This is a genomic window from Haloarcula salinisoli (assembly GCF_019599405.1).
Taxonomy (GTDB): Archaea; Halobacteriota; Halobacteria; order Halobacteriales; family Haloarculaceae; genus Haloarcula; species Haloarcula salinisoli.
Window position 1 is genome coordinate 1,588,768 of record NZ_RKLQ01000001.1, and the last position, 26,011, is coordinate 1,614,778.

A 26,011-nucleotide genomic window follows, 5' to 3' on the forward strand; every position below is an offset into this window, starting at 1 on the left:
GGTCAGTACGGAGTAGTGAGACACAGTATGCCCGTGTATCAACAGCAATCTTACTTAAACTTTCGCCACATATATTGCAGATGATAACTGACTGGGTCCGAGTTACGTTGCCAGTGGCTGTAGCGTGGTTACCAGATTAGGAGATGAACGACTCGATGCGGTTCATCGCGGTCTTGAGGTCGTCCAGCCCGGTCGCATACGAGACCCGGAGGTGGCCGTCACCGCCCTCCCCGAAGGCCGTACCGGGGACCACAGCCACTTTCTCTTCCTGCAGGAGCGCCTCGGCGAACTCGTCGGCGTCGTCCCACGGACACTCCGGGAAGGCATAGAAGGCACCCGAAGCGGGGAAACAGGAAATACCCATGTCCTCGAACCGCGAGAGGACGTAGTTACGACGGCGGTCGTACTGGGCGGTCATCTCCTGAACCTCGTCGAGGCAGCTGTCCAGCGCCTCGATGGCGGCGTGCTGGGCGGTCGTCGGTGCCGACAGCATCGTGTACTGGTGGATTCGGTTCATCGCCGTGATGGCGTCCTCGGGCCCCATCGCATAGCCCAGGCGAAAGCCCGTCATCGCGAAGGCCTTCGAGAAGCCGTTGAACACGATGGTCCGCTCGCGCATCCCGGGCAGTGTCGCGATCGAGGTGTGGTCGTGTTCGTAGGTCAGATCGGCGTATATCTCGTCGGCGAAGACGGCCAGATCGTGCTCCCGACAGAACGCCGCCACCTCGCGGAGCTCGTCGCCCGTCATCGTCGCCCCGGTGGGGTTGTTCGGGTAGCAGTAGACGAGCGCGTCGGCCTCGGCCGCGCCGGACTGTTCGAGGACCTCGCGGGTCAGCTTGAACTCGTCCTCGACGCGGGTGGGCACGTCGACGACGTCGACGCTCGCGAAGGTCGCTCCGGGGACGTAGGAGACGTAGCAGGGCTGGGCCACGGCCAGTTTGTCGCCGGGGTTCAACAGCGCGCGAAAGGCGAGGTCGAGCCCCTCGCTCGCACCCGCGGTGACGACCATCTCCTCGTCGGGGTCGTAGTCGAGGTCGTGCTGTGCCGACTCGAAGCGTGAGATGCGCTCGCGAAGCTCGCGTTTCCCCTTGTTGGCCGTATAGGAGGTCTGGCCACGTTCCAGCGACGTAATCGCGGCTTCACGGGCCGCCCACGGCGCGGAGAAGTCCGGCTCACCCACACCGAGCGAGATGATGTCGTCCATCTCTTCGGCCAGCTCGAAGAACCGGCGGATGCCCGACGGCGGCACGGCGTCGACCCGGTCGGCTGGCTCCAGTGTCATGGTGAGACCGACAGCCTGTCGTCGTCGTCGTGGTCGTCGAACTCCATGCCCTGCTCCTTGTAGGACTCCATGATGTAGTGGGTTACCGTCTGGGTGATTTCCGGGATGGGCGCTATCTTGTCGCTGATGAAGTGTGAGACCTCCCGCATCGAGTCGCCCTCGACGGTGAGGTCGAAGTCGTAGTCGCCGCTGACGAGCCGCAGCGAGGTCACCTCGGGGAACTTGGCGATGCGGTCGGCGATGTCGCCGTAGTTTGTCTCGCGGTCGAGTGCGACGTTGAGTTCGACGGTCGCCCGGACCCGCTCGCCGTCGGTCTTCAGGGCGTCCCAGTTGACGACGGCCTGATAGCCCGTGATGACACCGGCCTCTTCGAGCTCTGTGACGATGTCCTCGACCTCGCTCTCGGTGAACTCGGTCATGTGGGCGAGGTCCTCGGTAGTGTAGCGGGCATTTTCCTCCAGCAGGTCCAGAATCTCGCGTGGGCTGCTCATACAGAGGAGCGGGTAGTATCCGACAAAAGCCTTGCTCAACGCTGGCAAACAGTAACAGTGTGGGCAATCGAAACGGACGCGAGTTTTAATTGGGAGTAGTCCAACGAGTGGACAATGTTCGACGACGCGAACGACGAGCCCGAGACCGGCTGGGGCCACGTCGCTTCTCACGACGACGCGCCGGCCGTCATCGACACGCTCCTGCGGCTGGACCCGGAGACCACGTACACGAAGACCGAACTCAGCGACGAGGCCGGGGTCGCCCTGAAGTCCCTCTATCTCGACGGCACCCTCGACCACCTCGTCGAGATGGGCTTTCTGGAGAAACACGCCGACGAGGGCGAAGAGGCGCTGTTCAGCGTCGACACCGGGACCGATGTCTTCGAGGCCGCGGTCGCGTTCGACGACGCAGTCGCGGCCCGGCTGGACGAGTAGCAGCGAGCCCAGCCGGCTGCCCGCGCCGACGACGGAATCCGACCGTTCTTTGTCGGGGCCGTCTAACCACCGCCAACAGTGGTCTCGCAGTCCCGACTCGTCGTCGGCCTCGTCGGCGGCTCCCACCTGGTCAACCACGCCTATTTCATGCTGTTGCCGCCGATTTTCGGTCCGCTACGGGCAGACCTCGGTCTGACGGACGCCCAGCTTGGCATCGCGCTCGGGGTCGTCGGCGTCGTCGTGACGGCCCTGCAGCTACCCCTGGGGTCACTCTCGGACTCCCGGGGCCGGACGCCGGTGCTGGCAATCTCGCTTTCCTTCGGCGCGCTGGGAGCGCTCCTGACTGCCACCGCACAGAGCTACGCGTGGCTGCTCGGGGCGAGCGTCGTCACCGGGATTGGTATCGCGGGCCACCACCCGGCACACTACCCGCTCATCGGCGCGGCGACGACGGCCGAGACGCGGGGACGGGCCTACAGCGTGCACGGCTTTACCGGGGCGCTGGGCTTTGCCGCGCCGCCGGCCATCGTCGCGGCGACGGCGACGCTGGGTCTGGACTGGCGGCTGGCCATCGGTGCCATCGCCGCCGTCGGCACCCTCTATGCGGTCGCCTGCCTGCTGGCATTTGCCCGCTACGTGGACCGGGATATCACGCATCCGTCGAGCGAAGCGACGCCCTCCACAGCGGAGTCTCCGACAGCCAGTGACCCGCCTTTCACAACACGCGTTCGTCGGGAACTCCACCGGCTGCTTGCCTCGCCGCCCATCGTCGCACTCACGGTCCTGTGGTTTTGCACGTCGGCCGCGGGATGGGGTATCAAGCAGTACACCGCGACGCTGCTGTCGACGGGCTACGCGATTCCGGACTCGACTGCGAACTTCGCCGTCTCGGCGATGCTCACCGTCGGCGCGGTGCTCATCTTCGGGGGCGGCTGGCTCACCGACCGCCACGCGCCGGGCCCGGTGCTCGTCGGGGGCTACGCCGCACTCGCCGCCGTCGCCGGGCTGCTGGCGATTGGGTCGCTTCCGGTCCTCGGAGCGCTCGCGCTGGTGCTCGTCCTCTCGGCAACTGTCGACGGCAGCCGCCCCGCGAGAGCCGCCCTCGCCGACGCGCTTTCCGCCGAGGACTCCGCGGGCAAGAACTTCGGGCTGCTGACAATCGGTATCTCCGGCGGCGCTGCCGTCGCCCCGCCAGTGCTTTCGGTGGTCGTGGGCCGCTTCGGCGTCGGGGCGGCCTTCTGGGCCATCGCCGGGCTCGGCGTCGTCGCCATCGGACTGACCGGAGTGGTGCTATCGGTAGGCGGGCGGGCCGTCGCGAGGGACCCACAGCCCGGCGATTGAACGGGCCGGCCTCACCGTTTCGGTGTCGTGTTTGGTCACGAAAATCGAGTGCTAACAGCCAGAATGCCCCGACTGGCTCTGTGAGTCGATAGCTACTAGACTACCCACTGGCTGGCAGCCACGGACTTTTACAAGCCGACCGTGTAGGTTCACACACCATGGTCTCACTCGACTCCGAATCCGACGTGCTACAGCGCGGTGACAGCGCGCCGGCCTTCGAACTGGCGGGGGCCGACGGCGAGCTGTACGCGTTAGAGGACTTCGCCGTCTACGAGGCGCTGCTCGTCGTGTTCACCTGCAACCATTGCCCGTACGCCAAGGCCAAGATACCGGAGCTGAATCGGTTGGCCGAGGAGTACGACGACCTCGCCGTCGTCGGCATAAACTCGAACGACCCACAGGAGTACCCCGACGATTCCTTCGAACGGATGCAGGAGATCGTGGCCGACGGCACCGTGGACTACGACGCCTACCTCCACGACGCAGACCAGTCGGTCGCGGCCGCCTACGGCGCCCGCTGTACGCCCGACCCGTTCCTCTTCGACAACGACGACGGCGACTTCCGACTGGCCTACCACGGCCGCCTCGACGACGCCCCCAGCCCCGACGACGACCCAAGCGTTCGGGAGATGGCCGCCCACGTCGAGACGCTACTGTCCGGCGACGAGATAACCGCCGCGGAGAAGCCCTCGCGGGGCTGTTCCATCAAGTGGATGGACGGCAACGAGCCCGAGTACTGGGAGCTATAGCACGGCGGTTATGTCTGCCCTTCTGAAAAGTATTCTAAACGGAAACAACGACCGTTGTAATTTGCTGGGCAGGTTTATGTATCAGCCCATCGTCTATAATCATGGACTATGAAGAAACTCATCAACGACCCGGACGACGTGGTCGACGAGATGCTGGACGGAATGGTGGCCGCCTACCCGGACCAGGTGCGTCGACTTCCTGACACGAAGGTGCTTGTACGGGACGACGCCCCTGTTGACGGGAAAGTGGGCATCGTCAGCGGTGGTGGGAGCGGCCACGAGCCGACCCACGCGGGCTACCTCGGCGAGGGGATGCTCGACGGTGCGGCGGCCGGCGAAGTGTTCACGTCCCCGACAGCGGACGAACTCGAGGAGCTGGTGGGGGCGGCCGACAGCGGCGAGGGCGTCCTCATGGTCATCAAGAACTACGAGGGCGACGTGATGAACTTCGAGACCGCCGGCGAGATGGTCGAGATGGAGGGGACCGACGTGGCACAGGTCGTCGTCGACGACGACGTGGCCGTCGAGGACTCCCTGTACACCTCGGGCCGCCGTGGTGTCTGTGGGACCATCCTCGTCCACAAGGCCGCCGGCGCGAAGGCCGCCGAGGGCGCGGACCTCGACGAGGTCCAGCGGGTCGCCCAGAAGGTAATCGACAACGTCGGCACGATGGGGATGGCGCTCACGTCGTGTATCACACCGGAGAAGGGCGAGGCGACGTTCGACCTCCCCGAAGACGAGATCGAACTGGGCATCGGTATCCACGGCGAACCCGGCGTCGAGCGCACCGACGTCATGAGCGCCGACGAGATCACCGAGGAACTGACCCAGAACGTCCTGGAGGACCTCGACCTCGACGATGGCCAGGAAGTGATGACCATCGTCAACGGGATGGGCGGTACCCCGCAGATGGAGCTGTTCGTCGTCAACCGCAAGCTCCAGCAGATTCTGGGCGACCACGGCCTGGAGACCTGGGACGCCTGGGTGGGCGACTACATGACCTCCCTGGACATGGAGGGATGCTCTATCACGGTCTGTGCGGTCGACGAGGAGCTAAAGGAACTGCTCGGTGCGCCGGCCGAGACGCCGGCGCTGACGGTGAAATGAGCGACGAGGGCGAGGCGGTCGTCGCCGCGGTCGCGGCGGTCGCGGACCGACTGGAGACCGAGCGGTCCCACCTGACGGACCTCGACTCGGCTATCGGTGACGCGGACCACGGTGGGAACATGGCCCGCGGGTGGGCCGCCGCCGCGGAGGCCGTCGCCGAGCTCGACGACCCCGAGCCGATGGCCGTCGTCAAGACCGCCGGCAAGACACTCCTCTCGGAGGTCGGCGGCGCGTCGGGCCCGCTGTATGGCGGTTCGCTGGTCTTTGCCAGCCCCGAACTCGAAGACGGGCTCACGGCCGAGAGTAGCGTCGCGTTCGCGGAGACCTATCTGGAGAAAGTACAGGACCGCGGCGACGCCCGCGTCGGCGACAAGACGATGGTCGACGCGCTGGTGCCGGCGGTCCACACGTTCAAGAAGTCGGTCGAAGTCGACGATATGGAACCGGTCGCGGCGCTTTCGAAGGCCGTCGCCGCCGCCCAGCGCGGCGTGGACTTCACCGTCCCCATCCGGGCCTCGAAGGGCCGGGCCTCGTACCTTGGCTGGCGCTCGGTGGGCCACCAGGACCCCGGCGCCACCAGTACGCTGTACATCATGGAGGAGTTGCTCGACGTGGCCACGGCGTACGGCGAGGCCCCCGAGGAGCTACCTGACCACGCCGAGTCGCCGACCATCCCGGACGGCGAGGTGACCGAGGACTGATGGTCGGACTCGTCGTCGTCTCACACAGCCAGACGGCCGCCGACGGCATCGCCGAGGTGGCCGGCGAGATGGGTGGGGAGACGCGTATCGAGGCGGTCGGCGGTGACGGACAGGGCGGCTTCGGTACGGTCGCCGACAACATCGAGGCCGCTATCGAAGCGGCAGATGACGGGGACGGCGTCGTGGTGCTGGTCGACCTCGGAAGCGCCGTGATGAACGCGGAGGTCGCTATCGAGACGAGCGACGTCGAGGCGGTCATCGCCGACGCGCCGGTACTGGAGGGGACGGTCAACGCCGCCGTCACCGCGACCAGCCCGAAAGCCACCGTCGAGTCGGTCCGCGAGCAGGCCGAGGCGGCCCGCGGTGTCGAGAAGCTCTAGGTCTCCCCGTCTTCCGGCGTCGAAAGGACCGCTTCCAGCGCGTCCAGCGCCGCTTCCGCGTCGTCGCCCTCGGCGACGAGCCGGACCACCTCGCCGTGTTTCGCACCCAGTCCGGTCACCGAGAGCATACTGTTCGCGGGCACGAGTGTCCCGCTGTCGGCGAGTCCAACCTCGACCGTCGCGTCGTACTCGTTGACCGTCTGGACGAACTTCGATGCGGGTCGGGCGTGTAGCCCTGCCTCCGGGACGATTTCGACGTCTCGCTCCATTGTGTGACCTAAGGGCCGGGCGACCATTACTATAGGGGGGTCGCCAAACCGTTTAGTGGCCAGGTCGTCTGTAGTGTGTCGTGAGTCGGCCACTGGGATATCTGTCGGTCGTGCTGTCGCTGAGCTGTGCACTCGGCTACGTCGTCGTCCAGCAGTTCAGGGTCGACGCCGTCCTCCAGGGGGTCGGCCCCGGGCTCACCCTCGTTCTGAGCGAGGGGCTGTCGCTCGCGGCCATCGGCTTCGCGACGTATGGCTGTTACCGGCTCGTTCTCGCGGCGTTCGACCGGCGGACCCCCGACAAGCGCCGTCGCCACGACGCGCGCAACATCTTCCGGCTGGCCTTCGGCGTGGCGGGGACCATCGCCGTCCTCGGCGTCATCACCCAGCAATGGGTCGGCGTGCTGTTCTCGCTGGGTGTGGTCGGGTTCGCGGTGACGTTCGCGCTCCAGCAGCCGCTGTTCTCGCTCATCGGCTGGCTCTACATCATGGTCAAACGGCCCTACCAGGTCGGCGACCGGGTCGCCATCGAGGACTCGAAGGGCGACGTCGTCGAGGTCTCCTTCCTCGTGACGACACTGTGGGAGATAAACGGCGGGCTCGTCTCCTCGAACCAGCCCTCCGGCCGCATCGTCACCCTCCCCAACAGCGTCGTCCTCTCCTCACACGTCATGAACTACACCCGCGAGGACTTCCCGTTCGTCTGGAACGAGCTGTCGGTACAGGTGGCCTACGAGACCGACCTCGACTACGCGACCGAGCTGATGGCGACTATCGCGGACGACTACATGGGCGACGAGATGGCCGCTCGCATCGGCCGGTATCGCGAGCGGCTCTCGGAGACGCCGGTCGAACTCGAAGTGCAGGACCGCCCGTCGGTCAACGTCGTCCAGCAGGAGTCGTGGGTGGAGTTCCGTCTCAGGTACCTGGTCCACCCCCGCCGGGGCCAGCGGGTCCGCAACGAGCTGTACAAGCGGATTCTCACGGCGTTCAACGAGGAGCCCGACCGGGTGAAGTTCCCCGTGAGTCGGAACCGGTGACCGAGGATTTACCCGCCGACCGGTCACACGGCCGGTATGGACGAGACGCCACTCCCCGACGTGACCGAGCAGTTCGCCCGCACGCTCGCGCCGGAGCCCGACGAGATTATCGCTGAGATGGACGAGCGAGCCGACCGCGGTGGCTTTCCCACGGTGGGCCCGGCCGTCGGCGCGTGGCTCCGCCTGCTCGCCCGCCTGACCGACGCCGAGCGGGTCTTCGAGTTCGGCTCTGGCTTCGGGTACTCGGCGTACTGGATGGCGCCAGCGGTCGCTGCGGACGGCGAGATCGTGCTCACCGAAATCGACGCCGACGAACTCGACGACGCCCGCGAGTACTTCGAGCGGGGCGGCTACGCCGACCGCGCAGTCTTCGAACACGGGGACGCCATCGACATCGTCGACCGCTACGACGGCCCCTTCGACGTGGTCCTCGTCGACAATGAGAAAGGACGCTACACCGAGGCGTTCGAGGCCGTCCGCGAGAAGGTCCCCGTCGGGGGTGTCGTCGCCGCGGACAACGCCGTCGAGGCGGGGCCGCTGGAGTTTGCCGACATCCGGGCGTTGCTCGCCGGCGAGTCAGTGGAGACGAGCGACGCGAGCCGCGGTATCGCCGATTATCTCGACCACGTCCGGACTGACCCGGCCTTCGAGACCGGCTTGCTGCCACTCGGCGAGGGCGTCGCCGTCAGTGTTCGCGTGGACTGAGCGGCGCCACCGGAAGACCCAACCCGCTCTGTGCCCATAGTTGACATATGCCACCAGACTCCGAGACGGCGGCCGACAGATTCGGACTGGACGGGGCTGTCATCGAGCGCACGGCGAAAACGGCCGAGATGGACATCGAACGGCTGGTCGGGGTGCTAGACGTGCTACACGCCGAACTCATCGGCTGGCACTCGAATCTCGAACGGACCACGGAGTACGTCACCGTCGACGGCGTGCGAGCCTACCGCGTCGAGGCGGCCGTGTGGGACGAGTTCCTGTCGGCGTTCGACCTCGACTCCGACACCGAAGCGGCCGTCCGGTACGCCCACACCGAGCAGGCGAAGCTCATGTTCGCGAAGTCGGTCACCGGCGACGACAACTTCGACAGCGACGAGGCGGGCGTCGTCATCGGTATCGACACCGCCGAACAGTTCTGAACGGGGCGACGGATAGCCCACCGCGGCGACTCCGATTCTCGGCATCGAAAATGGGGGTGTATAGCTTATGTGGCAGGCCTCGCAACTTCGGGCCAACTGACCATGAGTTTGATGATAGATATACGGAAGCTCGGGCTCTTCAACAAGATGGCCAAGGAGGGGGGCAACACCGTCGCCAACCATCTGAGCCAGATGACAGGGATGGAGACGGAGATGGAGATTACGAAGATAAACTTCATCGACATCCCCGATATCAAGACCCACATCGGCGACGAGAAACAGATCGGCATCAGCATCGAGATGGTCGAGAAACCCCACGGCTACATCCTCTTTCTGTTCAACGCAAGGAGCGCGAAGGACCTCGCCCACGGCATGATCGGCGACATGGGCGAGACCAGCGACGAGGGGGGCTTTACGGATATGGAGCGCTCTGCGATTCAGGAGATTGGGAACATCATGACCAGCGGGTTCATCGACGGCTGGGCGAACGTGCTGGACACGACCATCGACATCTCGACGCCGAACTTCACCTTCGGCCCGGGGAGCGGGATGGTCGACCAGCTCGTCGGCGACCGCGACAACGACATGGCGCTGATGTTCGACTCCCGTGTCCACGCGCTCGACTCCGACATCAACGTCAAGGTGTACACGTTCCCCGAACTGGAGGAACTGGTCGGCCTGATGCAGGAAATCGAGGTCTGAAGAGCGGAACAACTCCGTTTCCCTCATTATTAATTTGCGGACTTTCTTGTGGGGCGGGCACTAGTATCATGTATGCCAGGAGGTTCCCCCCAGACGCTCCGACCGTTCCTGTGGCGTGCCCGTCAGCTGTACGCCGACACCGAGGTCGTCTCCCGAACCCACGAGGGCATCGTCAGGTACGACTACGACGGCTACGGCGACCGCGTCGCACAGCTGGCGAACGCGCTCGAAGCAGCAGGGTACGGTAACGGTGAGCGTATCGCCACGTTCTGCTGGAACCACCATCGCCACTTCGAGACGTACTTCGGCGTCCCGGGGATGGGCGCGCAACCGCACACCATCAATCCGCTGTTGCCCGATAAACACGTCCAGTACATCGTCGAGAACGCGGCCGACCGGACCGTCTTCGTCGACCAGTCGCTCCTGCCCAAACTAGAAGGGGCCGTCGCCGACGACCCCGACCCGTTCGAGACGGTCGAGCGCTACGTGGTGATGGGTGACTCGGTTCCCGAGACCGACTTAGAGACCGTCGCCTACGAGTCCTTTATCGGCGACCAGCCGACGACGTACGACTGGCCCGAGCTCGCCGAGGACCGGCCCGCGGGACTCTGTTACACCTCCGGTACGACCGGGCAGCCAAAGGGCGTCGAGTACACCCAGCAGATGCTCTGGTCGCACACGATGGGTATCCAGTCGCCACAGGGCATCCCGCTCGCGGACGACGACGTCGTCATGCCCGTCGTACCGATGTTCCACGTCAACGCGTGGGGGCTGCCGTTCTCGGCGACCGCCGGCGGCGCGAAACACGTCTACCCCGGACCCAAGCCGTCGCCGGAGGACCTCGCCGGCCTCATCGAGGACGAGGGCGTCACCGTCACCGCCGGGGTCCCGACGGTGTGGCTCGGGTTGATGGAGTACGTCGAGGAGCACGACGTCGACCTCTCCTCGCTCGACCGACTGGTGGTCGGGGGCAGCGCCGCGCCCGAAGCGATGATACGCTTCTTCGACGACCGCGGGGTCGAACTCGTCCACGCGTGGGGGATGACCGAGACGGCGCCGGTCGGGGCTGTCTCCCACGTCAAACACGGCCTCGCTGACACCGATTACGACACCAGACTGGAGAAGCGGCGCAAGCAGGGGCTGGTAGTGCCGGGCCTGGAGTTCAGGGTCGTCGACGACGAGGGCGAGGCGGTCCCCCACGACGGGGAGGCCTTCGGCGAACTCCACGTCCGCGGGCCCTGGGTCACCACGGAGTACTTCGCCCGGCCGGAGGCCACCGAAGCGGAGTTCGCCGACGGCTACCTCAAGACCGGCGACGTGGTGACGGTCGACCCCGACGGCTACATCGACATCGTCGACCGCGCCAAGGACGTCATCAAGAGCGGCGGCGAGTGGATATCCTCACAGGAACTGGAGAACGAACTGCTGGGCCACGACGCCGTCGCCGAGGCGGCAGTCATCGGCGTCCCCCACGAGCGCTGGCAGGAACGGCCGCTCGCGCTGGTCGTGCCGAGCGGGGCCGAGGAGGACTCGCTGTCCGACACGCTGCGGGAGTACATCCGTCAGAACTACCCGAACTGGTGGGTGCCGGACAACGTCGTCACCGTCGAGGAGATACCCAAGACCGCGACGGGGAAATTCGACAAGAAGGTGCTCCGAGACGAGTACGCCGACGAGTCGCTGGTCGAGGGGCGTGTCCCAGACGAGGCAGCCCCGGAGTAGGCGTCTCGGGGCTCGAAGGGCGGATCGCCAGCAGTCAACCCTCCGTGACCGAGGGCAGAAACAACTGCTGGGTGGTTTCCCCCAGTTTCACGAGGTATATGGTGACACCGCACATGGATAGGAGTATGGAGTTACTTTCGGAGTATCCGGTGCCGGAACACGCCCGCGACGTGAAAGCCGAGGCCCGCGAGTTCGCCAAGGAACACATCGAACCAGTGGCCGCCGACTACTACGAGTCCGGCGAGTACCCCTGGGAGGTCCTCGAAGCCGGGATGGACGCCGGCCTCGTCGCGCAGGACCTCGGCGAGGAGGTCGGTGGCAAGGGGTACGACCTCCAGCAGGTGCTGGCCATCGCGGAGGAGATGTATCGGGCCGACGCCGGCATCGCGCTGACGCTGCAGCTCGCGAGCTTCGGCGCCGAGATTGTCGAGGACCACGGCAGCGAGGCCCAGGCCGAGGAGTATCTCCGGCCCGTCGCCGAGAACGAACAGATAACCGGCCTCGCAGTGTCGGAACCCGAGACCGGCAGCGACCTCGCGGGGATGACCACCAGTGCCGAGAAGGACGGCGACGAGTGGGTCCTCAACGGCGAGAAGTACTGGATCGGCAACGGCGTCGAGGCCGACTGGGTCACGCTCTACGCGAAGACTGATGACGACCCGAACAACCGCTATGGCAACTACTCGATGTTCATCGTCCCGACGGACGTGGCAGGCTACGACGCCGAACACATCCCCGAGAAGATGGGCTTTCGGGCCTCGAAGCAGGCCCACATCGTCCTGGACGACTGTCGCATCCCCGAGGACCACCTGATAGGTGCCGAGGGTGCCGGCTTCTACATGCTCGCGGAGTTCTTCAACCACGGCCGAATCATCGTCGCCGGCCACGGCATCGGCCTCGCCGCCGCGGCCATCGAGGAAGCCTGGGAGTTCGTCCACGACCGTGAGGCCTTCGGCCGCACCGTCGACGAGTTCCAGGCCGTCCAGCACAAGCTCGCCGACATGCAACTGTCCTTCCAGTCGGCCCGCTCGCTCTCGTGGGACGCCGCCGAGCGCGTCGCCAATCAGGAGGATGCCGGCTACTGGGCCGCACTGGCGAAGACGGCCGGTACCGAGGCCGCGACGGAGTGTTCCCAGAAGGGAATGCAGCTCCACGGCGGTCGGTCGGTGCTCCTGGAGAACCGTATCTCGCGGGTGTTCCGTGACGCGCGGATTCCGGTTATCTACGAGGGCGCCAACGACATCCAGCGCAACCTCATCTATCGGCAGACGCCACAGTAATCAGCCCGTCAGTACGACATCTATATCCGCAAGGTCCCGCACCGGACCACGGTCGAAATTGTTCTTGTTGTGTGTGATGAACCTTCCACCTGCTTCCTGCGCTGTTGCCAGATTCAGGAGGTCGATTGGGTCGAGGGTTACACCCTGGGACTGCAGCTTCTCGTCGAGATACGCGGCTTCGAGGGCAGTGTCGACTGTGAACGGAAGGATTCTGTCGAAGCTAGACCGTAGATGCTGCAGTTCCTGCACCATATCGGTCCGACTGCCGTGGTACTGAAATGATTCCCACGCGACGTGGGCCGGAATTGTCCACTCGTCGGTACGGTACTGCTTGAGGTGCTGGACCACCGTTTGGTCCGAGTTGCGGAGCTTCACCAGGACGTCCCTGTCGAGGACGATCATCTACCGGCGGTTCTCCAGCGAGTTGTTCAATCGGTCACGGGCGTTGTCCATCCGCTCGACGTCGCTCTCGTCGACTGATGGCAGGGACTGTGCGATGGCTTCGACGTCTTTCTCGGTCCGGCTGAGACGGTCCAGCAGGTCGTTGAAGCTCTCGTCGTCCCGTTTGAGGTCCCGGAGCCGCTCTTTCACCTCGTCGCTGACGCGTATCGTGCTCATGTGTATACAGCCGCCTGTATGAGTTACGGTGACACGGCTGACCATACCAACTAGTTCGGACCCACCCTTTTCTTTTCAGCCAGTCTACACCCGGTATGGTACCTCCCGAAGTCACCGTCCTCGACCGCGGGCGCGTCATGGCCGACCGGAGCTTCGTCGTCGACGGGACGAGCGTCGCGACGGCCTCGAACCGCGAGCCCGACCACGAGTACGAGGAGTACGTCGTCTGGAACCTCCTCATCGAGACGCCCGAGCGCACGATACTGTGGGACACCGGCTCACATCCCGAGGCGGGCGAGGGCTACTGGCCCGCGCCGCTGTACGAGGCCTTCGCCCACGTCGACGCGGCCGACCATACCCTGGAGGGTGACCTCGCCGCGGCCGGTTACGCGCTCGACGACATCGACGCCGTAGTGATGAGCCACCTCCACCTGGACCACGCCGGCGGCCTCGTTAACTTCGCCGGGACGGACGTGCCTATCTACGTCCATCGCGAGGAACTCCCCTACGCCTACTACAGCGCCAGGACGACGGAGGGCTCTATCGCCTACCTGGCCAGCGACTTCGACCACGACCTCGACTGGGAGATAGTCCACGGTGACAGTTACCACCTCGCCGAGGGCGTCGAACTGCTGCACCTGCCCGGCCACACCCCAGGCCTCATGGGCGCGCTCATCGAGCGGGCGGGCGACCCGCTGCTCGTGGTGGGCGACGAGGCCTACGTCGAGGCCAACTACGCGGGCCAGTCGATGGCGACGAGCCTGCTGTGGAGCAACGCCGCCTGGCGCGAGAGCCTGGCGCGCTGTCGGGATATCGAACGGGAGACGGGCGCGGAGATTCTACTGGGCCACGACCTGTCGGTGTTCGAGTCAGTAGTCTAGACCGGCCGTATCGTCAATCGCTCGCCGTCGCGATTTCGGACCACCCACCGGTCCTCGTCGTGGTCCACGACGGTCCAGAGTCCGAACTGGAAGTGGAGTTCGAACTCGACGGCGTTGATACGCTGGTCGGTCTCGGCAATTCGGTACGCTGTCGCCGTGGCGACGGGACTGTTCACTGTTCGACCGTTCCGTACCGGGACACCAGATGGTCGACGATGTAGTCGACCGTAGCAGGGTCGTACGTCCAGAAGCCGTAGAACTCGCGGGGCTCGCGCTCCTCGGCCAGCAGCGCGCATTTCTGTGTGGTTGCCTCGTCGTCGGTCCCGTCGTCGAAGACGACGAACCACGACGTCGCTATCTCCTCGCTGCGGTCCAGATGGAGCTGGAACGTGCTGTGGGCCGGCGGGTCGATATCGGGCACCGCGTAGGCGTGGACGTCGACGGCCGAGTCGCCGAGTCGCTCGTACAGGTCCAGTTCGCCCTGTAGCGTCGAAAGCGTCTGGAAACCGGCGTACAGCGACCCCTCACCGACCCGCCAGGCGCGGTCCTCTATCTCACGGGAGGCCGCGACCATCCGTTCGATGGACCAGGAAGTAAACAGGGTCTCGTCCAGATGGTCGAGGAGACCGTGACCGGCGTCCTCGCCCAGCACGCGCTCGCGGTCGTCGAGTGAGTCGTAGAACGAGTCGATATCCGTCGCCGCGTAGACGCCGTCGCCGTCCGAGAGTGTGAGGAACTCGCCGGGGCGGCCGCTACCGGTCGTCTCCCGAACGACCCGGACGTTCCGGTCCGCAAAGCGGCCCCGGAGGTCGTCGGTGACCGACCCGTCGGCGTTGAACACCGTCAGGGTCTGCTCGTGGGCTTCAACGCCGGCGATGAGTTCGCTGAGCGACATTCACGTGGGCCGAGGCCCGGTACGGCATTAGGCCTTCCGACGAGTGCGACCGCGGTATCCACTGCCCAGCTGGCCAGTGAGATGCCACGCGGTCGCCAGTGTGACCGACCGCTTTCTCGAACCAGATCCGGAGCGATAACTGTCTGTACTCCAACTGTTTGGACGGTGCCGAAAACCCCGGAGATTAATCATCGTAGTTTACCCAGAATAGGGTGCCTTCGCCCGAATAATAACGATTAATAGGACTTGATGTAGTGGAAAATCTTTAGTCGTGGCCCCCCAACCTTCCGGTACGGCACCAGAGCTGGGGCCGAGGATTTCACAATGACAGACAACGAACTAATCTGGCGAATCGCTGGCGGTTCCGGTGACGGAATCGACTCGACCAGTCAGAACTTCGCGAAGGCCCTGATGCGTTCGGGACTTCACGTTTTCACACACCGGCATTACCCGTCTCGTATCCGCGGTGGCCACACGTACGTCGAAGTACGCGCGAAGGACGAGGATGTACAGTCACGCGGTGACGGCTACAACTTCCTGCTCGCCCTGGGTGACTCCTTCGCCCGGAACCCACAAGACGAGGCCTACTACGGCAAGGAAGAGCTGAAACCGCTGTACGAGAACTTCGACGACCTCCGCGAGGGCGGCGTCCTGCTGTACGACGAGGGGCTGCTCGACGAGGAAGACGTCGAGGAGATAGAGCTCGAAGAGGCCGCCGAGGAGAACGGCTGGCACGTGGTCCCGATGGACCTGCGTGGCATCGCCAAAGAGCACGGCCGAGAGATTATGCGCAACACGGCCGGTATCGGCGCGACCGCCGCCATCCTCGACATCGGCACCGAAGAGTTCGAGACGCTCATCGAGCAGAACATGGCCGGCGATATGCAGGAGGCCAACCTCGCAGTGCTCGAAGATGCCTACGAGGCCGCCTCCGAACTCGATATCGACCACGATATCGAGGTTCCGGAAGGCTCTCACGACGAAGAGCAGGTCATTCTCTCGGGTTCTAACGCTATCTCCTATGGCGCGCTCGACGAAGGCTGTCGGTTCATCTCGGGATACCCGATGACCCCGTGGACCGACGTCTTCACCATCATGTCCCAGCACCTGCCCGAGTTCGGCGGTATCTCCGAGCAGGTCGAGGACGAGATCGCTGCAGCCGCGCTCGCCCTCGGAGCCTCCCACATGGGAGTCAAGTCCATGTCCGGCTCCTCGGGCGGTGGGTTCGCCCTGATGTCCGAGCCGCTCGGACTGGCCGAGATGACCGAGACGCCGGTCGTCCTGGTCGAAGCGATGCGTGCCGGCCCCTCGACCGGGATGCCGACCAAGCCCGAACAGGCGGACCTGGAACACGTCCTGTACACGTCACAGGGCGACTCCGCACGGGTCGTGTTCGCGCCCGCGAACATCCGCGAGTGTTACACCCAGACACGCTCGGCGTTCCGCATCGCCTACGAGTACCAGATTCCGTCCATCGTCATCTACGACCAGAAGATTCAGGGCGAGCTCCGGAACCTGCCGGCGAGCCACTTCGACGAGGAGCCAAACGCCGACCCCGGCTCCGTCCTTACGGAGGAGGAGATTCAGGACGCCGCCCACCACGCGTCGGGCAAGTTCCAGCGGTTCCTCCACGAGCCCGAAGACGGCTCGAACGTGAGTCCACGCTCGGTGCCCGGCCAGAAGGACGGGCGTTACCTTGCGACCGGGAACGAGCACAACCCGTCGGGCCACATCAGCGAGGACCCCGACAACCGCATCGCCCAGATGGAGCGCCGTCTGAACAAGCTCGACGACATCCGCGCCGACCTCGACGAGAACACCTCTCACCAGACCTACTACGGCCCCGAAGACGCCGAGCACGGCGTCCTCGTCTGGGGGAGCCAGCAGGACACGGCCTTCGAGGCCGTCGACCGGCTCAACGAGAACGGCCACAGCGTGAAGGCCCTGGGCGTCTCCGACATGGCCCCGTACCCGGTCGAAGAGGTCTCCGAGTGGCTCGAGTCCGTCGACCAGGCGCTGGTCGTCGAGATGAACGCCACGGCCCAGTTCCGCGGGCTGACCCAGAAGGAGATCGGCAAGTACGGCGACAAGATGTCGAGCCTCCTGAAGTACAACGGCAACCCCTTCGAGCCCGCCGAGATCGTCGACGGGTTCGAGTCCAGCATCAACGGCGAGGAGCTCGCCGCGACCAACATGAAGTACCTGCCAGCGGCAGGTGACTAACCTATGAGTGCATTCAGCGCAATCGGAGAGGACCGAGAGATAGAGCGAGACGAGTTCACGCCAGGCATCGAGCCACAGGCCACCTGGTGCCCCGGCTGTGGGGACTTCGGTGTCCTGAAGGCGTTGAAACAGGCCATGCCCGAAGTGGGCAAGAACCCCGACGAGGTCGCCCTCTTTACGGGTATCGGCTGTTCCGGGAAGCTAAACAGCTACTTCAACAGCTACGGCTTCCACACCATCCACGGCCGCTCGCTGCCCGTCGCCCGGGCCGCGAAGCTGGCCAACCCCAAGATCGAGGTCATCGCCGCCGGCGGCGACGGTGACGGCTACGGTATCGGTGGCAACCACACCATCCACACCGCTCGTGAGAACCACGATATGACCTACATCGTGTTCAACAACGAGATCTTCGGGCTCACGAAGGGCCAGACCTCGCCGACCTCGCCGAAGGGTCACAAGTCCAAGACCCAGCCCCACGGCTCGGCGAAGTCGCCGATTCGACCCCTCAGCCAGCAGTTGAACGCCGGCGCGACCTACATCGCCCGCACCGCTGCTGTCAATCCGAACCAGGCCAAGGAGATCATCGCCGAGGCCATCGAGCACGACGGGTTCGCGCACATCGACTTCCTGACCCAGTGTCCGACCTGGAACAAGGACGCGAAACACTACGTCCCGTACACGGACGTCCAGCAGTCCGACGAGTTCGACTTCGACGTCTCGGACCGGGCGGAAGCCGCCGAGATGATGCGAAAGACCGAGGAGCGACTCTACGAGGGCGAAGTGCTGACCGGTCGGATGTACATCGAGGACGAGCGCCCGTCCTACGGGGCCGAGAAGCGTGCTATCGGCGAGATGCCCGAGGAACCGCTCGCAGAGCGGTACTTCGACGAGGACGCCGAGTGGGAGCGGACCTACGACAACCTCCTCCAGCACCACAAGTAACCCAGCCACCGCTGTGACCACGCAGTCGTCGGGACGCCCGCTGGCCCCACGTTTCGCGAAGTGAACGTGGGCCACGAGGACAGGCCGTGCGAGTTCTCGGCGGCCCGAAAGTGGGTTACTGATTCGGAACATATTTTTTCACCCACGGTAAATATCCATCTATGAGTGTCGAGTCTACGGAGCGTCGTATCCTGTCAGTCCTCGAAGAGGACGCGCAGGCATCATACGCCGAGATAGCCGACCGGGCAGAAGTCTCCAAGCCCACGGTCCGCAAATATATCAAGAAATTAGAGGAAGAAGGCGTCATCGTCGGCTACTCGGCCGATATCGACCCGAAGAAGCTCTCGGGGCAGTCTATCGCCATGGTCGGCATCGACGTGGCCAGCGAGCGCTACGTCGAGGCGACCCGCCAGCTCTCCGATATCGATGCCGTCGAGTCGCTTTACACCTCCAGTGGCGACCATATGTTGATGGCGGAGGTGCGTGCGACCGACGGGAACTCCCTTGCCGCCGTCATCGAGGACGAGATACTCGAACTCGACGGCGTGACGGCCGCCCACCCCTCTTTCTTGCAGGAACGGCTGAAGTAACGGGTTTTTAGACGCTCCGGACCAGAGAGGGCCTATGCCGTCTCGGTTGGTTGTTGGCGCCGGTTCGACAGCGAGAGCGATAATCCACGCAGTGAGCGGCGACCACAAGCAGCTACGCGTTCTCACGGACGACGGGCACCGCGCCGAGACGCTCCGCGAGGACGGTATCGCTGTCACCGTCACGGACGACATCGACCGGGCGGGGATGGCCGGGCTGGACATCACCCCGGCGACGGTGGTCGTCGCCACCGACGACCCGGCCGTCGCTGTCGACGCCGTGGAGACTGCTGCCGAGCTGTTCCCCGAGGCTTTCCTGCTGTGTTACAGCGGCTACGGGGCCAGCGACGCCCAGCGCAGTCGCCTCGACGCTGTCGCCGACCGGGTGGTCGACCCCGAAGCCGTCCTCACCGAGCGACTGCAACGGTGTGTTGGTGAGCCGGGCGCGCGCACCCGACAGCTCCAGCAGGTGCTTCGCGACATCGACGGCCACCTCGCTGTCGTCACACACGACAACCCCGACCCCGACGCTATCGCGAGCGCCGTCGCGCTTGGCGAACTCGCCGCCAGAGCCGGCTGTTCGGTGTCGCTGTGTTACTACGGCGATATCTCCCACCAGGAGAACCGCGCGTTCGTGAACCTGCTGGAGTACGACCTGGTGAACCTAGAGCCCGGCGACGACGCCGCGCTCGATGCCTACGACGGGTTCGCCCTGGTGGACCACTCACGACCCGGCGTCAACGACCAGCTCCCCCAGGACCTCCCGATAGACATCGTCATCGACCACCACCCGCCGCGACTCCCTGTCGAGGCGCGCTACGTCGACCTGCGCAGCGGCGTCGGCGCGACGAGTACGCTCCTGGTGGATTACTTCCAGCGGCTGGAGGTCGAACTGTCCGAGTCCATCGCGACCGGGCTGCTCTTTGGCATCCGTGTCGACACGAAGGACTTCCGCCGGGAGGTGTCGGCCGAAGACTTCGAAGCTGCCGCCCAGCTCGTCCAGCGAGCGGACATGGACGCTCTTCAGCGCATCGAGGACCCGAGCGTCAGCGGCGAGACGCTCGCTATCATCGGCCGCGCCATCGACAACCGGGATGAGGAGGGGTCAGTGTTGCTCTCCTGTGTCGGCGAGCTTTCGGACCGCGACGCGCTGGCACAGGCCGCCGACAAGCTGCTCGACCTCGAGGGAATCCACGCGACGATGGTGTACGGCGTTCTCGACGGGACGATTTACGTCTCGGCGCGGGCCCGCGGCGCCGATATCGACCTCGGCGAGGCCCTGCGGGACGCGTTCGGCCAGATAGGCTCCGCGGGCGGCCACGCTGATATGGCCGGCGCCCAGATAACCCTGGGCGTGCTCGACAGCGTCGACGACCGGGAGGAGTCGCTGCACAGTATCGTCAAATCTGTCGTCAACGACCGGTTCCTCGATGCGGTCCAGTCCCGGTCTCACCGGCTGCTGGGGCTGAACGGGCGCACGGAGTACGCGCCGGACGACTACGCCGGGCTGGCCCAACCCCAACCCGACGAACACGACAGCGGGTAGGCGAGTCTTTTTGCCACTCGCTGGGCAAGGGTCGGTGATGGAAGACTCGGGTCGACCGACGGTCGGGGAGTATATGACGCGCGACGTCGCGACCGTCGACCTCGACGACACCGTCGCGGAGGTGGCCAAACGCATCGCCGAGAGCGACGACTTCAGTGGCTTTCCCGTCACCGACGGGCGACACGTCGAGGGCTTTGTCAGCGCCAGAGACCTCCTGCTCGCCGAGGGCCACGAACCGATGTTCCGGGTGATGACCGAGGACATCATCGTCGCCGCCCCCGAGATGGCCGTCCAGGACGCCGCCCGCGTCATCCTCCGGTCGGGCATCCAGAAACTCCCGGTCGTCGACGACGCCGGCAACCTCGTGGGCATCATCTCCAACGCCGACGTCATCCGCTCACAGATAGAGCGTGCGACACCCGACAAGGTCGAGAAACTCTCGCGCACCCTCGCGAACATCCACGATATCACCACCCACGACGAGCGCCGGATGGTCGACCTCGCCGCGCTCACGCCGACCCAGCCGACGGTGTACGCCGACGAGCTGGAGGGGCGGGTGTACGAACTCGAACGCGGGCTGGCCGAGCCCCTGGTCGTCATCGACAACGACGGCCACCTCTATCTGGCCGACGGCCACCACCGGGTGAAGGCCGCCGAACGGCTCGACATCCGGGCGATGGAGGCCAACGTCATCGTGCTCGACGAGACCGTCGAACTGGGGATGGCCAAGACGGCCACCGAGGCCGGACTGGAGTGTATCGGCGACATCGAGGTCGTCGACTACGCCCGCCACCCGCTGGTGCAGACGACGGAGCGACTGCAAGAGTAGGGAGACGTCGACCGGCGGGAGACGTCTCCAAGACCGACGCGGCGACCATCGGGAGCCGCGGAGGTGCGGTGCTGTCCAGCCCGGCGCGAGACGTCTCCAAGACCGAAAGAAACCGTGGGCAGAACACACTTGTCAACAGCTACCGTACCACATGGTATGTACGACGACGAGGAACTCCGGGCGATACGGGAGGCAAAAGCCGACTGGGAAGAAGAGACCCTCGGCCCGGCCATGGACGCTTACGGGGAGCGGGGCGACCGATTCGCCACCGTCTCGAACCTCGACGTCGACCGTCTCTACACGCCGCTGGACGTCGCCGACACCGACTACGAGCGGGACCTTGGCTTTCCCGGCGAGGAACCGTACACGCGGGGCGTCTACCCGACGATGTACCGCGGGCGCCAGTGGACGATGCGGCAGTTCGCGGGCTTTGGCACCGCCGAGGAGACCAACGAGCGCTTTCACTACCTCGTCGACGAGGGCCAGACCGGCCTCTCGACCGCCTTCGATATGCCGACGCTGATGGGGCTGGACTCGGACGACCCGATGGCCGACGGCGAGGTCGGCAAGGAGGGCGTCGCGGTCGATACCCTCGACGACATGGACCGCCTGTTCGACGACATCGACCTCGCCGACGTCTCGACATCTTTCACCATCAACCCGAGCGCGCCCGTCGTCTACGCGATGTATCTGGCCCTGGCCGACCGGCGCGGCGTCCCACGCGAGCAGTTGCGGGGCACCCTCCAGAACGACATGTTCAAGGAGTTCATCGCACAGAAGGAGTGGGTCGTCGGCCCGGAGCCCTCCCTGAAGCTCGTCACCGACGTCATCGAGTTCGCCAGCCGGGAGACCCCGTCGTTCAAGCCGGTCTCGGTGTCGGGCTACCACATCCGCGAGGCGGGCGCGACCGCCGTCGAGGAACTGGCTTTCACGCTGGCCGACGGCTTCGCCTACGTCGAGGACTGCCTCGCGCGCGGGCTGGACGTGGACGACTTTGCCCCACAGCTGTCCTTTTTCTTCAACTCGCACAACGCCATCTTCGAGGAGGTAGCGAAGTTCCGGGCGGCCCGGCGTATCTACGCCCGCGCCATGGCCGAGTGGTACGACGCCGAGGCGGCGGCGAGCAAGCAACTGAAGTTCCACACACAGACCGCCGGGCAGTCACTGACCGCCCAGCAGCCCCTGAACAACGTCGTCCGTGTGACCATCCAGGCGCTTGCGGGCGTGTTGGGCGGGACCCAGAGTTTGCATACCAACAGCTTCGACGAGGCGCTGGCCCTGCCCTCCGAGCAGGCCGTCCGGGTCGCCCTGCGGACCCAGCAGATTATCGCCGAGGAGTCCGGCGCGGCCGACATCGTCGACCCGCTGGGCGGGAGCTTCGCCGTCGAGTCACTCACCGACGAGATAGAACGGAAGGCGATGGACCACATCGAACACATCCGCGACGAACTGGGCGACGGCTCGATGCGCGACGGTGTGCTCGCGGGTATCGAGCAGGGGTACTTCCAGCGGGCGATTCAGGATTCGGCCTACGAGTACCAGCAACGGGTCGAACGCGACGAGGAACTGGTCGTCGGCGTCAACGCCTACACGGTCGAGGAGGACCCCGAACCGGACGTGTTGACCGTCGACGAGGACGTACAGGAACGCCAACGCGAGCGGCTGGCAGCGGTCAGAGCCGGGCGAGACGACGACGCAGTGGCTGGGGCGCTTGCCGACGTAGCGGACGCCGTCGACGCCGACGAGAACGTGCTCCCGTCCGTCGTCGAGGCGGTGAAATCCCAGGCCACGATGGGCGAGATAATGGACGTGTTCAGGGAGCAGTTCGGCGAGTACCGCGAGACGCCGTGATTACTCCGGGTTCCGACGGCCGGCCGCGTCGTCGGTCCGGCGCGAGACGTAGATGACCAGCCCCAGCAGGACACCGAGCCCGACGCCGATAGTCACCATCCCGTACAGGGCCACGCCGAAGGGCGTTGGCGGCAAGGCGATGACGCCAAACAGTGCCGGCTCGAGGTCGGCGGGTCGAATCGACCCCAGGACAAAGCCCATCACCCCCGCCAGCGCGACGATGATGACGTATATCTGGACGACGACTTTCTCGCCGGGCGTCTCGCCGACCTCTTGACTCATAGGTTGGTTTGGGACGCGAGACGATTAGCCTTTTTCACTTCCGGCCCCAAGGCCGCGTATGTCACAGAAGGAACTCCTGTTTATCGTGCTTTCGGGCATCGCTATCATGATGTTCATCACCGCTATCGTGCTGGTCTCGGGTGCGAGCTGAGCCGCCCCAAACCTTATTTTCGCACCCACTGTCTGTGAAAGACAGTTCAGATGACAGCCGCCCCGCTCGACCTCCACAAGCGCGTCCGGCTCCCGCTGTTTGTCCTCCTCGGATTCGCGACCACCGGTGCGGCCTACTACACCGGAACGACCGGAGAATCGTTGCCGCTACTGGTCGCGGCCTCGGGGCTGGGGACGCTGCTGGTGCTCACGACCGATTACGAGCAACTCGAAGAGTAACGAAAAACGGCGTCGTCAGTTGTCGGCTTTCGGCTCACCGCCGTCGGAGCGGGGCTCCGACGAGGTTCGGTTCGCTTCGCTCACCTCACTGCCGTCAGAACGAGGTTCTGACGTAGTTCGCCTCAATCGTCCGATTTCGGCTCACCGCCGTCGGTCAGCGCAGATTTCTCGTCGTCCTCGCCGCCGTCGGTGATAGCCGTCTCCAGCTTGCGGTCGTACCACTCCCACTCCTTGTCGAGCATTCCGTCGCGCTCGAGGTTCCACGGGTCGCCGTCCTCTACCTTCGGCCCTTCGAGCCAGGACTGCAGCAGGTTCCAGACGAAGATGAGCTGGCCGACCAGCAGGATAAAGGCGCCAACCGTGGCCAGCAGGTGGTACGTGCTTACCTGTGCCAGCGGCGCGATGGCGCCGTCGAACTGGTAGGTCGCGTAGCGGCGCGGCATACCCAGATACCCCAGCGCCAGCATCGCGAAGAACGTGAGGTTGGTCCCGATCATCGAGAGCCAGAAGTGGGCCTTCCCGAGCGTGCGCTGGTACATCCGACCGGTGAAGACGGGGAACCAGTAGTAGATGCCCGCGAAGACGGCAAAGCCGATAGCGCCCATGACGATGTAGTGGAAGTGACCCACGACGTAGTAGGTGTCGTGCAGCACCAGGTCGACGGGGATTGCAGCGAGGAAGACGCCGGTGACACCGCCGATGATGAAGTTCGAGATGAAGCCGATACAGAACAGCATCGGGGTGGTCAGGCGCAGGCGGCCGTTCCACATCGTCGTAATCCAGTTGAACGTCTTGACGGCGCTGGGTATCGCGATAGCCAGCGAGACCGCCATAAAGGAGGCCCGCAGTCGCGGGTCCATCCCCGTCGAGAACATGTGGTGGGCCCACACGCCGAAGGAGAGCACGCCGATAGCCAGCGTGGAGTAGACGACGAACTTGAAGCCAAACAGCTTCCGGCCGGAGAACTTCGGCAGGATGAGACTGACCAGGCCCATCGGCGGGAGCACGAGGATGTACACCTCGGGGTGGCCGAAGAACCAGAACAGATGTTGCCACAGCAGCGGGCCGCCACCCTCCACGGCGAAGAACGTCGTCTGGAGGTTACGGTCCAGCAGCAACATCACGATAGCGCTGCCCAGCAGCGGGAAGGCAAAGAGGATGAGCGCCGACTGGGTGAGGATGGTCCACGAGAAGATATCGAGGTTCGCCCAGCTGACGTCCTCACCGCGCTCGGTGAAGACGGTCGCGATGAAGTTGATGGCACCCATCGTCGCGGCGACCCCCGAGAGGTGCAGCCCCAGCAGCATCAGGTCGACGCCGGGGTTGGCCTGCTCGACCGACAGGGGCGTGTACATCGTCCAGGCCGTCTGTGCCGGCTCGATCATGTTCTCGGTGACCGGCGCCAGGAAGAACCCGGCCCAGATGAGGAGGGCGGCGGGCGGGAGCAGCCAGAACGCGATGGCGTTGATACGCGGGAACGCCATGTCGTCGGCACCGATGAGCAGCGGGATGAAGTAGTTCGCAAAGGCCGCGATGATTGGCGTTCCGAACAGGAACAGCATCGTGATGCCGTGGCTCGTCAGGATTGAGTTGTACGCGTTCGCCCCCAGTATCGCTCCGCCCGGGGCGATGAGTTGGACGCGGATGAGCATCGCCATGATACCCCCGACGGCGAAGGCGATGATACCGTACAGCCCGTACAGCAATCCGATGTCTTTGTGGTCGACGGTCGTCAGCCAGCGGATGATACCCGCGGGTTTCTCCCGGTTGAGGACGGCGGCGTCCTCACCGGTCGCGGTGCCACCTCCGGCAAGCGGCGTGTACGACCGCCAGTTCTCGATGCGCGTGAGCAGCGCGATGATGCCGACGAGGAGGACGGCCATCAACCCCGTCAGCACTAGATCTCCTACAGCCATAGACGCACGTCAGGACTGAGTGATAATGAAAGGGGCGGTTCCGCCGGCCGGTTTGAGTCGTTACGCCTCGGGGAGCTCGTCGTCTTCGCCGGCCAGTTCCCCATCCTGGGACTCCTCGTCGTCCAGCGTACCGGTCGTGGCGTTCGGTTCCTCTATGGCGGCGTGGTCGGCCGCCTCCTCCGCGCCCTCGATGGCCTTGCCGGCGTAGTACGTCAGCACCGCCAGCAGCAGGAACATCGAGACCATCAGCGAGAACTGGAGCCCGCTGAAGACGGCGTCAAAGCCGAACGGATTCACGACCGCGAAGGCCGCGATGAAAAAGAGGATGATACCAAGCGGGATAACGTTGACAGTGAGGTCCAGCAGCGTGTCCTTGTCGAACCCGAACAGTTCCATATGTTGGGGGAATCGGA

At 65.0% G+C, this 26,011-nt stretch carries 30 protein-coding genes; 20 read left to right on the forward strand and 10 right to left on the reverse strand.

Annotated features, from left to right (window positions below; translation table 11 throughout):
• Positions 1 to 136: 136 nt before the first annotated feature.
• On the reverse strand, positions 137 to 1,282 hold the full coding sequence (locus EGD98_RS08265; protein WP_220587860.1) for a pyridoxal phosphate-dependent aminotransferase: 1,146 nt from the start codon (positions 1,280 to 1,282) through the stop codon (positions 137 to 139).
• A complete protein-coding gene (locus EGD98_RS08270; protein WP_220587861.1) occupies positions 1,279 to 1,773 on the reverse strand; it encodes an Lrp/AsnC family transcriptional regulator in 495 nt (164 codons plus the stop codon). The genes EGD98_RS08265 and EGD98_RS08270 overlap by 4 nt, the downstream gene beginning before the upstream one ends.
• A 114-nt stretch (positions 1,774 to 1,887) precedes the next feature.
• On the opposite strand from EGD98_RS08270, the gene EGD98_RS08275 reads away from it, so the two are divergent.
• From EGD98_RS08275 to EGD98_RS08300, 6 genes are all read left to right on the forward strand, one after another.
• Positions 1,888 to 2,208, forward strand: a complete 321-nt coding sequence (locus EGD98_RS08275; protein ID WP_220587862.1) for a hypothetical protein — start codon at positions 1,888 to 1,890, stop codon at positions 2,206 to 2,208.
• Between the two features lie 78 nt (positions 2,209 to 2,286).
• Entirely contained in the window at positions 2,287 to 3,549 is a 1,263-nt protein-coding gene (locus EGD98_RS08280) for an MFS transporter (RefSeq protein ID WP_220587863.1), read from the forward strand.
• 158 nt (positions 3,550 to 3,707) lie between these two features.
• Positions 3,708 to 4,298 carry a thioredoxin family protein gene (locus EGD98_RS08285; RefSeq protein WP_220587864.1) on the forward strand — a complete coding sequence of 197 codons (591 nt, stop codon included), beginning with the start codon at positions 3,708 to 3,710 and terminating at the stop codon, positions 4,296 to 4,298.
• A 108-nt stretch (positions 4,299 to 4,406) separates the two neighbouring features.
• Complete coding sequence (dhaK, locus tag EGD98_RS08290) at positions 4,407 to 5,405, forward strand: dihydroxyacetone kinase subunit DhaK (RefSeq protein WP_220587865.1); 999 nt, start codon at positions 4,407 to 4,409, stop codon at positions 5,403 to 5,405.
• Positions 5,402 to 6,106 (forward strand): dihydroxyacetone kinase subunit DhaL, encoded by a 705-nt coding sequence (gene dhaL, locus EGD98_RS08295; RefSeq protein WP_220587866.1) that lies wholly within the window; start codon positions 5,402 to 5,404, stop codon positions 6,104 to 6,106. Before dhaK ends, dhaL begins: the two co-directional genes overlap by 4 nt.
• Positions 6,106 to 6,486: a PTS-dependent dihydroxyacetone kinase phosphotransferase subunit DhaM gene (locus tag EGD98_RS08300; protein ID WP_220587867.1), complete on the forward strand. Its 381-nt coding sequence runs from the start codon at positions 6,106 to 6,108 to the stop codon at positions 6,484 to 6,486. Before dhaL ends, EGD98_RS08300 begins: the two co-directional genes overlap by 1 nt.
• Here EGD98_RS08300 and EGD98_RS08305 read toward each other — a convergent pair.
• A complete protein-coding gene (locus EGD98_RS08305; protein WP_220587868.1) occupies positions 6,483 to 6,755 on the reverse strand; it encodes an HPr family phosphocarrier protein in 273 nt (90 codons plus the stop codon). The genes EGD98_RS08300 and EGD98_RS08305 overlap by 4 nt on opposite strands.
• Positions 6,756 to 6,835: 80 nt before the next feature.
• On the opposite strand from EGD98_RS08305, the gene EGD98_RS08310 reads away from it, so the two are divergent.
• The 6 genes from EGD98_RS08310 to EGD98_RS08335 all read left to right on the forward strand — a co-directional run bounded on the left by EGD98_RS08310 (position 6,836) and on the right by EGD98_RS08335 (position 12,638).
• Positions 6,836 to 7,792: a mechanosensitive ion channel family protein gene (locus EGD98_RS08310; RefSeq protein ID WP_220587869.1), complete on the forward strand. Its 957-nt coding sequence runs from the start codon at positions 6,836 to 6,838 to the stop codon at positions 7,790 to 7,792.
• Between the two features lie 36 nt (positions 7,793 to 7,828).
• Complete coding sequence (locus tag EGD98_RS08315; RefSeq protein WP_220587870.1) at positions 7,829 to 8,497, forward strand: O-methyltransferase; 669 nt, start codon at positions 7,829 to 7,831, stop codon at positions 8,495 to 8,497.
• A 47-nt stretch (positions 8,498 to 8,544) separates the two neighbouring features.
• Positions 8,545 to 8,934, forward strand: coding sequence for a DUF8048 family protein (locus tag EGD98_RS08320; protein ID WP_220587871.1), 390 nt, complete (start codon positions 8,545 to 8,547; stop codon positions 8,932 to 8,934).
• A gap of 102 nt (positions 8,935 to 9,036) precedes the next feature.
• A complete protein-coding gene (locus tag EGD98_RS08325) occupies positions 9,037 to 9,636 on the forward strand; it encodes a chemotaxis protein CheC (RefSeq protein ID WP_220587872.1) in 600 nt (199 codons plus the stop codon).
• Between the two features lie 72 nt (positions 9,637 to 9,708).
• Positions 9,709 to 11,358 carry a long-chain fatty acid--CoA ligase gene (locus EGD98_RS08330; RefSeq protein WP_220587873.1) on the forward strand — a complete coding sequence of 550 codons (1,650 nt, stop codon included), beginning with the start codon at positions 9,709 to 9,711 and terminating at the stop codon, positions 11,356 to 11,358.
• A gap of 125 nt (positions 11,359 to 11,483) precedes the next feature.
• The gene (locus tag EGD98_RS08335; protein WP_220587874.1) at positions 11,484 to 12,638 is read left to right on the forward strand and encodes an acyl-CoA dehydrogenase family protein; all 1,155 of its coding nucleotides are present in this window, start codon (positions 11,484 to 11,486) and stop codon (positions 12,636 to 12,638) included.
• Here EGD98_RS08335 and EGD98_RS08340 read toward each other — a convergent pair whose 3' ends face one another.
• On the reverse strand, positions 12,639 to 13,040 hold the full coding sequence (locus tag EGD98_RS08340) for a type II toxin-antitoxin system VapC family toxin (RefSeq protein ID WP_220587875.1): 402 nt from the start codon (positions 13,038 to 13,040) through the stop codon (positions 12,639 to 12,641).
• Positions 13,041 to 13,256, reverse strand: coding sequence for a DUF7557 family protein (locus EGD98_RS08345; RefSeq protein ID WP_220587876.1), 216 nt, complete (start codon positions 13,254 to 13,256; stop codon positions 13,041 to 13,043).
• Between the two features lie 95 nt (positions 13,257 to 13,351).
• Between EGD98_RS08345 and EGD98_RS08350 the strand changes: the two genes are divergently transcribed.
• Positions 13,352 to 14,137: an N-acyl homoserine lactonase family protein gene (locus EGD98_RS08350; RefSeq protein ID WP_220587877.1), complete on the forward strand. Its 786-nt coding sequence runs from the start codon at positions 13,352 to 13,354 to the stop codon at positions 14,135 to 14,137.
• Here EGD98_RS08350 and EGD98_RS08355 read toward each other — a convergent pair.
• Together EGD98_RS08355 and EGD98_RS08360 are read right to left on the reverse strand one after the other, a co-directional pair.
• Entirely contained in the window at positions 14,134 to 14,313 is a 180-nt protein-coding gene (locus EGD98_RS08355) for a hypothetical protein (protein ID WP_220587878.1), read from the reverse strand. The genes EGD98_RS08350 and EGD98_RS08355 overlap by 4 nt on opposite strands.
• Positions 14,310 to 15,032, reverse strand: a complete 723-nt coding sequence (locus EGD98_RS08360) for a DICT sensory domain-containing protein (RefSeq protein ID WP_220587879.1) — start codon at positions 15,030 to 15,032, stop codon at positions 14,310 to 14,312. The genes EGD98_RS08355 and EGD98_RS08360 overlap by 4 nt, the downstream gene beginning before the upstream one ends.
• Positions 15,033 to 15,356: 324 nt before the next feature.
• On the opposite strand from EGD98_RS08360, the gene EGD98_RS08365 reads away from it, so the two are divergent.
• The 6 genes from EGD98_RS08365 (at position 15,357) to EGD98_RS08390 (ending at position 23,010) form a co-directional block, all read left to right on the forward strand.
• Positions 15,357 to 17,255, forward strand: a complete 1,899-nt coding sequence (locus EGD98_RS08365; RefSeq protein WP_220587880.1) for a 2-oxoacid:acceptor oxidoreductase subunit alpha — start codon at positions 15,357 to 15,359, stop codon at positions 17,253 to 17,255.
• 3 nt (positions 17,256 to 17,258) lie between these two features.
• Positions 17,259 to 18,197, forward strand: coding sequence for a thiamine pyrophosphate-dependent enzyme (locus tag EGD98_RS08370; RefSeq protein ID WP_220587881.1), 939 nt, complete (start codon positions 17,259 to 17,261; stop codon positions 18,195 to 18,197).
• Between the two features lie 161 nt (positions 18,198 to 18,358).
• Complete coding sequence (gene lrpA1, locus EGD98_RS08375) at positions 18,359 to 18,787, forward strand: HTH-type transcriptional regulator LrpA1 (RefSeq protein ID WP_220587882.1); 429 nt, start codon at positions 18,359 to 18,361, stop codon at positions 18,785 to 18,787.
• A 34-nt stretch (positions 18,788 to 18,821) separates the two neighbouring features.
• On the forward strand, positions 18,822 to 20,330 hold the full coding sequence (locus EGD98_RS08380) for a DHHA1 domain-containing protein (RefSeq protein WP_220587883.1): 1,509 nt from the start codon (positions 18,822 to 18,824) through the stop codon (positions 20,328 to 20,330).
• A gap of 37 nt (positions 20,331 to 20,367) precedes the next feature.
• A complete protein-coding gene (locus tag EGD98_RS08385) occupies positions 20,368 to 21,159 on the forward strand; it encodes a CBS domain-containing protein (RefSeq protein WP_220587884.1) in 792 nt (263 codons plus the stop codon).
• Positions 21,160 to 21,315: 156 nt separating this feature from the next.
• Positions 21,316 to 23,010, forward strand: coding sequence for a methylmalonyl-CoA mutase family protein (locus EGD98_RS08390; protein ID WP_220587885.1), 1,695 nt, complete (start codon positions 21,316 to 21,318; stop codon positions 23,008 to 23,010).
• Here the strand turns inward: EGD98_RS08390 and EGD98_RS08395 are convergent, their stop codons facing one another.
• Entirely contained in the window at positions 23,011 to 23,292 is a 282-nt protein-coding gene (locus EGD98_RS08395) for a DUF7520 family protein (protein WP_220587886.1), read from the reverse strand.
• Positions 23,293 to 23,493: 201 nt separating this feature from the next.
• On the opposite strand from EGD98_RS08395, the gene EGD98_RS08400 reads away from it, so the two are divergent.
• Entirely contained in the window at positions 23,494 to 23,682 is a 189-nt protein-coding gene (locus EGD98_RS08400; protein ID WP_220587887.1) for a hypothetical protein, read from the forward strand.
• Between the two features lie 122 nt (positions 23,683 to 23,804).
• On the opposite strand, the gene ctaD is transcribed toward EGD98_RS08400, so the two are convergent.
• Both ctaD and EGD98_RS08410 read right to left on the reverse strand, forming a co-directional pair.
• Positions 23,805 to 25,598, reverse strand: a complete 1,794-nt coding sequence (gene ctaD, locus EGD98_RS08405) for a cytochrome c oxidase subunit I (protein ID WP_220587888.1) — start codon at positions 25,596 to 25,598, stop codon at positions 23,805 to 23,807.
• A gap of 60 nt (positions 25,599 to 25,658) precedes the next feature.
• Positions 25,659 to 25,994 (reverse strand): DUF6684 family protein, encoded by a 336-nt coding sequence (locus tag EGD98_RS08410; RefSeq protein ID WP_413229570.1) that lies wholly within the window; start codon positions 25,992 to 25,994, stop codon positions 25,659 to 25,661.
• Positions 25,995 to 26,011: the final 17 nt, after the last annotated feature.